The 13161-nt window shown below is 62.0% G+C and carries 11 protein-coding genes; 6 read left to right on the plus strand and 5 right to left on the minus strand.

What is annotated here, in order from left to right:
- Positions 1 to 28 precede the first annotated feature (28 nt).
- A complete protein-coding gene (locus J1W56_RS20070; RefSeq protein WP_223615060.1) occupies positions 29 to 1015 on the minus strand; it encodes a GlxA family transcriptional regulator in 987 nt (328 codons plus the stop codon).
- Between the two features lie 79 nt (positions 1016 to 1094).
- Here J1W56_RS20070 and J1W56_RS20075 point away from each other — a divergent pair, with 79 nt between their 5' ends.
- Genes J1W56_RS20075 through J1W56_RS20100 form a run of 6 tightly spaced genes read left to right on the plus strand, consistent with a single transcriptional unit; the run spans position 1095 to position 8036 of the window.
- Entirely contained in the window at positions 1095 to 2000 is a 906-nt protein-coding gene (locus J1W56_RS20075) for a BKACE family enzyme (RefSeq protein WP_105732925.1), read from the plus strand.
- Between the two features lie 4 nt (positions 2001 to 2004).
- Positions 2005 to 3066, plus strand: coding sequence for a carnitine 3-dehydrogenase (locus J1W56_RS20080; RefSeq protein WP_223615061.1), 1062 nt, complete (start codon positions 2005 to 2007; stop codon positions 3064 to 3066).
- A gap of 3 nt (positions 3067 to 3069) precedes the next feature.
- Positions 3070 to 4233, plus strand: coding sequence for an acyl-CoA dehydrogenase family protein (locus J1W56_RS20085; protein WP_223615062.1), 1164 nt, complete (start codon positions 3070 to 3072; stop codon positions 4231 to 4233).
- 8 nt (positions 4234 to 4241) lie between these two features.
- Complete coding sequence (locus tag J1W56_RS20090) at positions 4242 to 6314, plus strand: acetate--CoA ligase family protein (RefSeq protein WP_223615063.1); 2073 nt, start codon at positions 4242 to 4244, stop codon at positions 6312 to 6314.
- Positions 6307 to 7089: a carnitinyl-CoA dehydratase gene (locus J1W56_RS20095; RefSeq protein WP_223615064.1), complete on the plus strand. Its 783-nt coding sequence runs from the start codon at positions 6307 to 6309 to the stop codon at positions 7087 to 7089. Before J1W56_RS20090 ends, J1W56_RS20095 begins: the two co-directional genes overlap by 8 nt.
- Positions 7086 to 8036, plus strand: a complete 951-nt coding sequence (locus J1W56_RS20100; protein WP_223615065.1) for an alpha/beta hydrolase — start codon at positions 7086 to 7088, stop codon at positions 8034 to 8036. Before J1W56_RS20095 ends, J1W56_RS20100 begins: the two co-directional genes overlap by 4 nt.
- A 28-nt stretch (positions 8037 to 8064) precedes the next feature.
- Here the strand turns inward: J1W56_RS20100 and J1W56_RS20105 are convergent, their stop codons facing one another.
- From J1W56_RS20105 to J1W56_RS20120, 4 genes are read right to left on the minus strand one after another with little or no spacing between them, the layout of a single operon-like run.
- Entirely contained in the window at positions 8065 to 9726 is a 1662-nt protein-coding gene (locus J1W56_RS20105) for an ABC transporter ATP-binding protein (protein WP_223615066.1), read from the minus strand.
- Positions 9719 to 10549 (minus strand): ABC transporter permease, encoded by an 831-nt coding sequence (locus J1W56_RS20110; RefSeq protein WP_223615067.1) that lies wholly within the window; start codon positions 10547 to 10549, stop codon positions 9719 to 9721. The genes J1W56_RS20105 and J1W56_RS20110 overlap by 8 nt, the downstream gene beginning before the upstream one ends.
- A gap of 9 nt (positions 10550 to 10558) precedes the next feature.
- Complete coding sequence (locus J1W56_RS20115; RefSeq protein WP_223615068.1) at positions 10559 to 11518, minus strand: ABC transporter permease; 960 nt, start codon at positions 11516 to 11518, stop codon at positions 10559 to 10561.
- Between the two features lie 11 nt (positions 11519 to 11529).
- Complete coding sequence (locus J1W56_RS20120; protein ID WP_223615069.1) at positions 11530 to 13119, minus strand: ABC transporter substrate-binding protein; 1590 nt, start codon at positions 13117 to 13119, stop codon at positions 11530 to 11532.
- Between the last annotated feature and the right edge of the window lie 42 nt (positions 13120 to 13161).

The raw sequence follows: 13161 nt of genomic DNA on the forward strand, positions 1-13161 counted from the left end.
GTCAAAAACGACTGATAATGGCGGCGGCCTAACGATTGGCTGCCGCGCGCAGGCTGCTCGGCGGCTTGCCCTCGAAGGTGCGGAACGTGCGGGCGAATGCGGCAGCGGATGAAAAACCCGTTCGCGCGGCGATATCGGCCAGCGGGGTTTTGGTATCGGTGATCAGCCGCCGCGCGATCTTCAGGCGTAGGCGCAGATAGTAGCGGCCGGGTCCTTCGCCCACGGCTTTCGCAAAAATTTTTTCCAGGCTGCGCGCACTCAGGCCGCAGCGTTTGGCAATCGCTCCGATGGTGAGCGGCGCATCGAGATGCCCCTCCATCAGCCGAATCGCCGTGGCGAGTTTCGGATGCACGCCGTCGAGCCGCCCCAGCGAGACAAGCGGCTGCGCAACGTTGGATGCATGCGCTTCGTCATAGATAAAGACGCTCGCCACATCGAGCGCCACGGACATGCCGCAGCGCGAGCGGATGAGATGCAGCATCAGGTCGAAGGTCGGCGACGCGCCGCCCGTGGTGAAGACGGGCCCGTCGATGACATAGCGGTCCGGCCGGATATCCGCCTCGGGAAATTCGGCGGTGAATTCCTCCATGTCCTCCCAGTGGGTGGTGGCACGCCGTCCCCGCAGCAGCCCCGCCCGGCCAAGCAGCCATGACCCCGCCTCGATGCCGCCGATCATCTGGTAGTGATGCATGGCGCGGCGCAGGCCGGCGGTAAAGGTGGTGCGCGAAATATCCGATGTGCCGAAGCCGCCGATCATCAGCAGCATGTCGGCCTTGTCAGCCGGATCGAACGCGCCGGAGACGGCAATCGGCAGGCCGCAGGTGGTGATCGCCGGGTTGCCATCCAGCGAAACGATCCGCCATTTGAACAGGGTGCTGCCCGAGACGCGGTTGGCGGCACGCATGGGATCGATGGTCGATGCCACGCACATCAGCGATGCGCCGCTGAAGACGAGGACCGTCACCTCAAGCGTTTTGGTGTTGGGCAAAAAGAGTGGCGACGTTTCGTTATTCATCAAATCAAGTTCGTATATTGCAAAGCATGCATTTGCAACAGCTGCATGATTTGCCCAACGAAAAAATGGGAGCAAAGCAATGGGACTCACCCCCAATCGCGACGTATTCATCACCTGTGCCGTCACCGGCGCGGGCGACACGACAGGCCGGTCCGACAAGGTTCCGGTCACCCCGCGGCAGATCGCCGACGAATGCATTTCCGCCGCCAATGCCGGTGCCGCCGTGGCGCATATCCATGTGCGCGATCCGAAAACCGGCAAGGGTTCGCGCGATGTCGCGCTTTACGCGGAAGTGGTCGAGCTGATCAAGGCATCCGGCGTCGACATGGTGCTGAACCTCACCGCCGGCATGGGCGGCGACCTGACGCTTGGCAGCACTGAACAGCCGATGCCGCCCTCGCCCGTTGGAACCGACATGGTCGGCGCCACCGAACGGCTCGTGCATGTGGCCAAGCTGCGCCCGGAAATTTGCACGCTCGACTGCGGCACGATGAATTTCGGTGAAGGCGATTATGTCATGACCAACACGCCTGCCATGCTGAAAGACATGGCAGCGCAGATCAAGGCGCTGGGCGTGCGCCCGGAAGTCGAGATTTTCGATACCGGCCATCTGCTCCTCGCCAAGTGGCTCTATGACCAGAAGCTTCTGGAAGACCCGGTCATGGTGCAGCTGTGCATGGGCATTCCATGGGGCGCGCCGGACGACATCAACACGCTTTTGGCGCTGACCAACAACCTGCCCGCCAACTGGACGTTTTCGGCCTTTTCCATCGGCCGCAACCAGCTGCCCTATGCCGCCATGGCCATGCTTGCCGGCGGCAATATCCGCGTCGGTCTCGAAGACAATATCTGGCTCGACAAGGGTGTTCTTGCCACCAACGGCCAGCTGGTCGAACGGGCCGTGAAGGTCGCCGAGGGCATCGGCGCCAGAATTCTCGGACCGGACGAGGTTCGGGCCCGCATGAAACTGACAAAGGGCTGGTAAGATCATGAGCGTCATTCGCAAAGCGGCAGCCGTCGGCGGCGGCGTCATCGGTGCGGGCTGGGTTGCCCGTCTCATTCTCAACGGCATCGATGTATCGATCTTCGATCCGGACCCGGAGGCGGAGCGCAAGGTCAGCGAGGTGATGAAGAATTCACGCCGCGCCTACAAGACCATGGTGCCCGGCGGCCTGCCCAAAGAGGGTAAGCTGACCTTTGCCAAGACAATCGCCGAGGCTGTTGCCGGTGCCAATTTCATTCAGGAAAGCGTGCCGGAACGCCTAGACCTCAAGCACAAGGTGCTGGCGGAGATCGACAAGCACGCCGCGGTTGATGCCATCATCGGCTCGTCCACGTCAGGCATCCTGCCGTCCGACATGCAGACATCGATGAAGCATCCCGAGCGCCTCGTCGTCGGCCATCCCTACAATCCGGTCTATCTCCTGCCGCTGGTTGAAATCGTCGGCGGCAAGCTGACCTCGCCGGAAGCCATCGAAACCGCGCGGGAGCTCTATGCCTCCATCGGCATGAAGCCCGTGGTCATCCGCAAGGAAATCGAAGCCTTTGTCGGCGACCGCCTGCTCGAAGCCGTCTGGCGCGAAGCGCTGTGGCTGATCAAGGACGACATCACCACCGTCGAGGAACTCGACGACATCATGCGCTATTCCTTCGGCATCCGCTGGGCGCAGATGGGCATGTTCCAGGTCTATCGCGTGGCGGGCGGCGAAGCCGGCATGCGCCATTTCATGGCCCAGTTCGGCCCCTGCCTGTCCTGGCCGTGGACCAAGCTGATGGATGTGCCTGAGCTGACCGATGAACTCGTCGACAAGATCGCTGCACAATCCGATGAACAGGCGCATGGCCTGTCCATCCGCGAGCTGGAACGCATCCGCGACGATAACCTCGTGGCGATCATGGATGCCCTGTCGCGCCAGAACAAGGGCAAGGGCTGGGGTGCCGGTGCGCTCTACAAGGATTACACCAAGCAGTTGTCGAAACTGGCAAAGAAGCCTGCGGTCTCCAAGGCGGCTGAAAAGGCCAAATCCACCAAACCCAAGAAGAAGGCTTAAATCATGGATTTCGGTCTTTCGGAGGAGCAAAGGCTGATTGTCGAAACGACACGCGCCTTTGTCGAAAACGAGCTTTACCCGCATGAAGCGGAAGTGGAGCGTACGGGTGTCCTGCGCAAGGAGCTTGCGGACGAGCTGAAGCAGAAGGCGATTGCATCAGGTCTTTATGCGGCGAACATGCCGGAATCCGTCGGCGGCGCCGGTCTCGATACCGTGACATGGCTCCTTTATGAAAAGGAGCTTGGCCGCGCCAATTATGCGCTGCACTGGTCCTGTGTCGGCCGTCCGTCCAACATCCTGCTCGCCGGTACCGACGCGCAGAAGGAAAAATACCTCTATCCCTGCATTCGCGGCGAAAAGTCCGATTGCCTCGCCATGACGGAACCGGGCGCCGGTTCCGATCTGCGCGGCATGAAGGCGACGGCCGTCGAAAAGGGCGGTGACTGGGTCGTCAACGGCACCAAGCATTTCATCAGCCATGCGCTGGAAGCGGATTTCGTCATCCTCTTCGTGGCGTCCGGCGAGGAAGATACGCCGCGCGGCAAGAAGAAGAAAATCACCGCCTTCTTCGTCGACAAGGGCCATCCCGGCATGACGATCCGCGAGGGTTATCGCAACGTCTCGCACCGGGGTTACACCAATGCCATCGTCGAATTCGACGATTGCCGCCTGCCCGCCGATGCCATTCTTGGCGAAGTGCACAAGGGTTTCGAGGTCGCCAACACGTGGCTCGGCGCGACGCGTCTGCAGGTCGCGGCGACCTGTCTCGGCCGCGCCGAACGGGCGCTTGGCCATGCCATCGAATATGCGGCGCAACGCGAACAGTTCGGCCAGCAGATCGGCAAGTTCCAGGGCGTCTCGTTCAAACTCGCCGACATGGCAACGGAGCTGAAGGCCGCTGACCTGCTGACCTTCGAGGCGGGCTGGAAGTTCGATCAGGGCACCGTCACCGATCAGGACATGGCCATGGCCAAGCTGAAGGCCACGGAAATGCTCGCCTTCGTCGCCGACGAGGCGATTCAGATTCACGGCGGCATGGGGCTGATGGACGACCTGCCGCTTGAGCGCATCTGGCGCGACGCACGCGTCGAGCGCATCTGGGAAGGCACATCCGAAATCCAGCGGCATATCATCTCACGCGCCCTGCTTCGCCCGCATGGAGCGTAAACCAGAGCATGGCAAACCTCGACCGTCTGCTCCGTCCCAAAACCATCGCTGTCTTCGGCGGCCTTCAGGCTGCCGAAGTCATCAAGCAATCGCAGAAAATGGGGTTCTCCGGCGAGATATGGCCGGTCCACCCCAAGCATGACGAAGTCCTTGGCCTCAAGGCCTATCGCTCCGTTGCGGAACTTCCCGGCAGTCCCGATGCCGCCTTTGTCGGCGTCAACCGCTTTCTGACCCTCGATATCGTCCGCCAATTGCGCGAACGCGGCGCGGGTGTTGCCGTCTGCTACGCCTCGGGGTTTCTCGAAGCGGGCGCCGACGACGCGGATGGCGCACGCCTGCAGGATGAACTGATCGCGGCGGCAGGCGACATGCCCATCATCGGGCCGAACTGCTATGGCCTGATCAATTACTGCGATGGTGCCCTGCTCTGGCCGGACCAGCATGGCGGGCGCAGGCTCGCTGCCGATGAGCGCGGTGTCGCCATCATCACCCAATCCTCCAACATCGCCATCAACATGACGATGCAGACACGCGGATTGCCGATTGCCCACGTCATGACGGCAGGCAACCAGGCACAGACCGGCCTGCCCGACATGGCCATTGCCCTGCTTGAGGATGAACGGGTCACGGCGCTGGGCCTGCACATCGAGGCGTTTCAGTCGGCAGCAAAGTTCGAAGCTTTGGCAAAGCGGGCACGCGAGCTGAACAAGCCCATTGTCGCCATGAAGGTCGGACGCTCCGCCCAGGCACGCGCCGCCACGGTGTCGCACACAGCCTCGCTGGCCGGATCGGATGCGGCGTCGGATGCATTCCTGAAACGGCTCGGCATTGCCCGTGTCAATTCCATAGCCTCGTTCCTCGAAACGCTGAAACTGCTGCATGTGCACGGACCGCTCGATGGCGATACGCTGTGTTCCATGAGCTGTTCCGGCGGCGAGGCCTCCGTCATGGCCGACAGCGCCGAGGAGCGGAGCATCCACTTTCCATCCCTCACGCCGGAGCATCGCGCCAAGGTCAAATCCACGCTGGGGCCGCTGGTCGCGGTCGCCAACCCGCTGGATTACCATACGTTCATCTGGAACAACGAACCGGCGCTGACCGAGACTTTCACCGCCATGGTATCCGGCGGTTTTGCCCTGAGCTGTCTCGTACTCGATTTTCCGCGCAAGGACCGCTGTTCCGATGTCGACTGGTGGTCGACGGTGCGCGGTCTTGAATCGGCCCTCAAAACCAACAGGGCCAAGGGCGCCATCGTCGCCTCGCTGCCGGAAAACATCCCGGAAGAGTACATGGCCGGGCTGATGGCGCAGGGCATTGCGCCGCTCTGCGGCATCACCGAGGCATTCGACGCGGCGGAGGCCGCCGCCTTCATCGGCAAGGCATGGAAAACACCTCTCGCCGCGCCAGTCGTCTCCCCGGAAATCCGTGACACGGACGAACAGGCGCCCGACGAAGCCGCCGCGAAGGCTCTTCTGGCGAAGCACGGCCTGCCCGTGCCCTTGGGCTGGCGCTGCCAGACGATCGACGCCGCGGTTGCGGCTGCGGAGGACCTGACGTTCCCGGTTGCGCTCAAGGCACTCGGCGTTGCGCACAAATCCGAGCACAATGCCGTGCGGCTCAATCTGCGCGATGTGGACGCCGTCCGCGCGGCAGCAACCGACCTGATTGCCATCGGCAGCGGCCTCTATGTCGAGCGCATGGTGACCGACGCCGTTGCGGAACTGATCGTCGGCATTGTCGATGATCCGCAGTTCGGGCCGCTGATGACCCTCGGGACCGGCGGCGTGCTGGTGGAACTGCTGCAGGATAGTGTCACGCTGCTGCTGCCCTCCAGCCGGGCGCAGATCGAAGCCGCCCTTCGCTCCCTGCGCATGTTTCCGCTGCTCGACGGTTATCGCGGCAAGCCGAAGGCTGATCTGGATGCGGCGCTGGATGCCATCCTTGGCATTGCCGGATTTGCGGTCAAGAATGCTGGCCGGATCGTTGAACTCGATATCAATCCGCTGCTTGTATGTCGCAGCGGCCAGGGCGCATGGATCGCCGATGCATTGTTGATCACCAGGGGAGAGCTGCATGAATGATGTTGTCAGGACGCGCCGCGAGGGCGGCATTCTCGAAGTCACGCTGGATCGTCCGAAGGCCAATGCCATCGACCTGAAAACCAGCCGCCTGCTCGGTGAAACGTTTCAAAAATTCCGGGACGATCCCGAGCTTCGGGTCGCGATTGTCCAGACCGAAGGTGACAAGTTCTTCTGCGCCGGCTGGGACCTCAAGGCCGCTGCGGGCGGTGATGCGGTGGACGGCGATTATGGTGTCGGCGGCTTTGGCGGCCTGCAGGAACTGCGCGACTTCAACAAACCTGTCATCGCCGCCGTCAATGGCATGGCGGTCGGCGGCGGGTTCGAGCTCGCCCTCTCCTGCGACCTCATCTATGCCTCCGACCATTCGAGTTTTGCCCTGCCGGAAATCCGCGCGGGCACGCTGGCCGACGCCGCCACGGTGAAACTGCCCAAGCGCATTCCCTACCATGTCGCCATGGACCTGCTTCTGACCGGCCGCTGGATGGATGTCGCCGAGGCGCACCGCTGGGGGCTCGTCAACGAGGTCCTGCCCAAGGACAAGCTGATGGAACGGGTGTGGGAGATCGCCCGGCTTCTGGAAAGCGGCCCGCCGCTGGTGTTCGCCGCCATCAAGGAAGTGGCGCGCGAAGCGGAAGACATGAGCTTCCAGGACGCCATGAACTGGATCACCAAGCGCAAATTCCGTACGGTTGACATGCTTTATGCTTCGGAAGACGGTCAGGAAGGCTTCAAAGCCTTTGCCGAAAAACGCGATCCCGTATGGAAGGGCAGATGAGCACGGATTATTCAGTCCTGATCGACGCGGAAACCTGGGCCTTCATCGAGCGGACGAACAGCTTTTATCCGCCCGATGCCGTCGACTATACCGTCGCGCAGCAGCGCGACGTCTATAACACCATGTGCAAAGCCTTCTTTGCCGACTACCCCGCGGGCGTCTCGGCAATGGATCGTTTCATCGAGGCCGATGGCCGCACGATTCCGGTGCGTCTCTACGACAAGGCAGGCACGAGCCCGCAAGCGGTATGCCTCTATTTCCACGGCGGCGGTTTTGTCGTCGGCGGTCTCGACAGCCATGACGATGTCTGCGCCGAGATTTGCGAGGCCACCGGCTTTCACGTCATCGCGGTCGACTACCGCCTTGCGCCGGAACATGCGCACCCCGCCTCCTTCGAGGATTGCCTTGCGGCATTCGAACACGCGGCGGCAACATCCAGCCTGCCGATTGTCCTGTGCGGTGACAGCGCCGGAGGCAATCTGGTGGCAGCCGTGTCGCACCATGTGCGCCATAGCGATCGCGCGCCGATCGGCCAGGTCATGGTCTATCCGGGATTGGGCGGCGCGCAGGACCAGGGGTCTTACCTCACCCATGCGGAAGCACCGATGCTGACGACGCGCGACACCGCCTATTATGCAAAAATCCGAAGCGGCGGCCGCGACTGGTCGACCGACCCGCGCTTTGCCCCGCTGACCGATACGGATTTTTCCGGCCTGCCCGATACCGTCGTGATCTCGGCCGAATGCGATCCGCTTTCCGACGATGGCCGGCAGTATTGTCAGCGGATCTCTGCTGCGGGCGGCAAGGCGATCTGGAACAATGAGCCCGGCCTCGTGCACGGCTATCTGCGTGCCCGCCACAGTGTTACACGCGCGCGCTCCAGTTTCCGCCGCATCTGCACCGCCGTGCATCTGCTGGGTCAGGGGCGCTGGCCGGGCCAGCTTTAGACCCGATTTTGCAGTTTGGCGGTGCAGATCAATTCCCTGCACTCGCCATGCGCCGGTTCTTGACCGCACCTTCCAGCCAGCCCAGCTCCATTTCCGGAACCGACGACAGCAGCAGGTCGGTATAGGCATCGAAGGGCGGCTTCAGCACCTGCGTTTTCGGACCGTAGCGCACCACCTCGCCGCGATACATCACGGCGATGGCGTCTGCGATGGATTTCACCGTCGCAAGATCGTGGGTGATGAAGAGATAGGCGACATGTTCGTCCGCCTGCAGGTCGAGCAGCAGTTTCAGGATACCGTCGGCCACGAGCGGATCGAGCGCGCTGGTCACCTCGTCGCAGATGATCAGTTTCGGCTTGGCGGCGAGCGCCCGGGCGATGCAGACGCGCTGCTTCTGTCCGCCGGACAGTTCGGCGGGGTAGCGGTCGGCAAAGCCTTTGCCCATCTCGATCTTGTCGAGCAGTTCGGCAATGCGTGCATCGCGCTCCTTGCCGCGCATGCCGAAATAGAATTCGAGCGGACGGCCGATGATGGTGCCGATGGTCTGACGCGGGTTCATCGCCACGTCGGCCATCTGGTAGATCATCTGCAACTCACGCAGATCGTTGCGCGTGCGGTTGGCAAGGCGCGGCGAAAGCGTGCGCCCGTCAAAGGTGATCGTGCCTTCCATCGGCGGCAGCAGACCGGTGATGGCACGCGCCAGCGTGGATTTGCCGGAGCCTGATTCGCCGACAACCGCCAGTGTCTGGCCGAGATGCAGATCCACGGAGACGTTCTTCAATACCTTGACCAGCCCGCCGCCATAGGCCGCGGTGATGTTCTTCACCGACAGGATGGGCGTGTCAGCACTTGTCTTTTCCTGATGCGGGATGTGATGCACGGACACCAGCTGGCGCGTGTAGTCCTCGCGCGGTTCCTTGATGATCTGGCGCGTATCGCCATACTCCACCATCTTGCCGTGGCGCAGTACCATGATGTCGTCGGCGACCTGCGCCACCACGGCCAGATCATGCGTGATATAAAGCGCGGCGACGTTGGTATCGCGGATGGCATCCTTGATCGAGGCAAGCACGTCGATCTGCGTGGTCACGTCGAGCGCCGTTGTCGGTTCGTCGAACACGATCAGATTCGGCTCGGAACACAGCGCCATGGCGGTCATGGCCCGCTGCAATTGCCCGCCCGAGACCTGATGCGGAAAGCGCTGCCCGAAGGTTTCAGGGTTGGGCAGACCCAGTTTTTTGAACAGGCCGATGGCGCGTTTTTCCGCCTCGGCGCGCGTGGCGATCCTGTGCTGCAGCGCCGCTTCAATCACCTGATCCATCAGCTTGCGCGCCGGATTGAAGGCGGCGGCGGCGGACTGCGCGACATAGCAGACCTCACGCCCGCGGATTTGCCGCAGGATGGTCGCACCGCCTTTGAGAATGTCGCGGCCGTTGAGCAATACCTCACCGCCGGTGATACGCACGCCGCCGCGGCCAAATCCCATGCCGGACAAGCCGATGGTGGATTTGCCGGCACCGGATTCGCCGATCAGGCCGAGCACCTTGCCGCGTTCAACCTTTACCGAGACATTGTCGACGATCACCACATTGCGCGGCGCTTCGCCGGGCGGATAGCTGGTGGCCTCGATCCGCAGATTGCGGATGTCGAGAAGAAGGCCGGTCTTGTCCTTCGCAGGTGCTTTAGCCATTGCCGCGTCCTCCCTTCAGGCTGGTGGTCCGGTTGAGAATCCAGTCGGCGACGAGATTGACCGAGATGGCGAGGATCGCGATGGCCGCCGCCGGGATCAGCGCGGCCGGAATGCCGAAGACGATGCCTTCCTTGTTTTCCTTGACCATGCCGCCCCAGTCCGCATCCGGTGGCTGGACGCCAAGGCCCAGAAAGGACAGCGCCGACAGGAACAGCACGGCAAAGATGAAACGCAGGCCAAGTTCGGCAACCAGCGGGGTCAGGGCGTTGGGCAGTATCTCGCGGAAAATGATCCAGATGCGCCCCTCGCCGCGCAGCTTTGCCGCCTCGACGAAATCCATGACATTGATGTCGACCGCCACGGCCCGCGCCAGCCGGTAGACGCGCGTGGCATCGAGCAGGCCCATGACGAGGATCAGCGTGGTGACATTGCCCGGCAGGACCGACAGCACCACAAGCGCGAAGATCAGCGTCGGGATCGCCATGATCAGATCGACGAAACGCGACATCAGCTGGTCGAACCAGCCGCCGATGACGGCGGCGGCGAAACCCAGCACCGAGCCGAGAATGAAGGACAGCGCCGTCGCCATGGAGGCGATGAAGATGGTGATGCGTGCGCCGTAGATCATGCGGGAAAGCAGGTCGCGGCCGAGATTGTCCGTGCCGAGCCAGTATTTCGCCGACATGGGCTCCCACACATCGCCGACGGTTTCGCCGACGGAATAAGGCGCAACCCACGGCGCAAAGATGGCCGCGAACAGAAAGACAGCCGTGATGATCAGGCCGATCCAGGCGCTGATGGGGATGTTCTTAACATTCAGCATGGCGCGGCCTCACTTGGGATGTCTGAGGCGGGGATTGGAAACAATCGCCACGATATCAGCAATGATGTTGAGGGTGATGTAAACAGCCGCGAAAACCAGTCCGCAGGCCTGCACGACCGGCACGTCGCGCTTGGCCACGTGGTCGACCAGATACTGCCCCATGCCGGGATAGACGAAGATCACCTCGACCACGACGACACCGACGACAAGGAAGGCCAGGTTGAGCATCACCACATTGATGATCGGGGCAATGGCATTGGGGAACGCATGGCGGGCGATGATCTGGAACGGCGTCAGCCCCTTCAGCTCAGCCGTTTCGATATAGGCCGACTGCATGACGTTGAGAATGGCCGCCCGAGTCATGCGCATCATATGCGCCAGGACGACCAGCGTCAGCACCGTCACCGGCAGGGCGATGGCGCTCAGCCTTTCGCCAAGCGGCATGCCGTCATAAACGGTCGAGACGCTCGGAAACCATTGCAGGCGCACGGCGACGAAGTAGATCAGGAGATAACCGGTAAAGAACTCCGGCAACGACGTCGATGCGAGGCCGAGGCCGGAGATGATCTTGTCCACCCAGCCGTTGCGGTAGCGCACGGCCAGCAAACCCAGTCCGATGGCGAGCGGAATGGAAACCACCGCCGCCCAGAAGGCGAGGAACAGCGTGTTCCACAACCTCCCCTTGAGCGACGATGCGATGTCCTGCCCACTGGAAAGCGCCGTGCCGAGATCACCGGTCAATATGCCGCCGAGCCAATGCAGGTAGCGGATATAGGCCGGATCGTTCAGCCCCATGTCACGCCGCAGGTTTTCCAATGCCTCCGGTGTGGCCGACTGGCCGAGAATGGATTGCGCCACGTCTCCCGGCAATATCTGGGTGCCTGCGAAAATCAGCACCGAGACGGCAAGGAGAAGGAGAAGGCCCATCGCAATGCGCTGGGCCACCAGTTTGAGGACAGGACCGCTCATTCGCCCCGGCCTTAGGCGTTCAGCCAGCAGCGGGACAAGGCATAGCCGCCACTCATTTCCTGATTGCCGTCCTTCACCCAGCCGCCAACCTTGGCGCTGGTGGCGTCGATGAAGTCGTTGAACATCGGCACGATGACACCGCCCTCGTCGCGCACCGTGACCGACATGTCACGGTACATCTGCTTGCGCTTGACGGGATCAAGTTCGGCGCGCGCTGCAATCAATGTCTTGTCGAACTTTTCATTGAAGAAGCGCGTGTCGTTCCAGTCGGCTGTGGACAGATAGGCGGTCGAATACATCTGGTCCTGGGTCGGACGGCCACCCCAATAGGATGTCGAGAACGGCTGCTTGTTCCAGACTTCCGACCAGTAGCCGTCGCCCGGTTCACGCTTGACCTCGATCTTGATGCCGGCCTTGGCCGCGCTCTGCTGGTACAGCTGGGCCGCATCGATGGCGCCGGGGAAGGCAACATCGGAGGTGCGCAGCAGTATTGCGCCGTCATGGCCGGATTTCTTGAAGTGGAAAGCCGCCTTGTCGGGATCGTAGGCGCGCTGCTCGATATCGTCCGAGAACAGCGGATAGGCCTTGTTGATCGGGAAATCATTGCCGATGGTGCCATAGCCGCGCAGGATCTTCTGCACCATGTCTTCGCGGTTCATGGCGTATTTCAGCGCCAGACGCAGATCGTTATTGTTGAACGGCGCCGTGTTGCAATGGGCGATGAAGACGTAGTGTCCCTTGCCCGCCGCGTTCTGGATGGTCACACCCGGCACGCGCTTGACCAGATCGACGATCTTCGGCTCGACGCGGTTGATCATGTGCACCTGGCCGGACTGCAGGGCAGCCGTTCGGGCGGTGGCATCGTTGATGACGATGATTTCGATCTGCGCCGCATGGCCGCGCTTGTCGCCATCCCAGTAATTGGCGAATTTTTCGCCGATATGCCGTACGCCCGGTTCGTCCTTGACCACCTTGTACGGTCCGGTGCCGATACCGGCAGTAGGCTTGTCCTTGCCGCCGTTCGGCTGGATCATCAGATGGTAGTCATCCATCAGGAACGGCAGGTCGGCATTGGCTTCTTTCAATGTGAAAACAACGGTATCGCCGTCTTTCTTCACACTGTCGATGCCCTTCATGACGCCAAGGGCGCCGGACTTCGAATTGGCGTCGGAGTGGCGCTCCATCGTGGCCACGACGTCATCGGCTGTCATGTCCTTGCCGTTGTGGAACTGCACGCCCTTGCGGATCTTGAAGGTCCAGACCTTGGCATCGGGGGTTGATCCCCATTCGGTTGCCAGTTTTGGATTGAGCGTGCCGTCTGGCTGGATTTCGACAAGCTGCTCGCCCCACTGGCGGCCGAACTTGTACGGCACCTGGCTCTGCCATGTCGCGGGGTCCATGCTGTCGGTCGAGGCACCGCCCTGCATGCCGGCTTTCAGCGTGCCGCCCTTGACTGGGCCTTCGGCGAGAGCCGCACTGGACAGAAGTGAATTGGCAAAAACGGTGGTGACACCGAGGGCTGCTGCACGGCCGAGAAAGTCACGCCGCGACAGATGTCCGCGGGCGACCTTGCGGCTCAGATAATCGAGTTCTCTTGACATACCCATTCCCCTTTTGTTGCTTGGAACGCATGGCGTCCAAAT

It is taken from the genome of Phyllobacterium calauticae (genome assembly GCF_019991125.1).
Lineage (GTDB): Bacteria > Pseudomonadota > Alphaproteobacteria > Rhizobiales > Rhizobiaceae > Phyllobacterium > Phyllobacterium calauticae.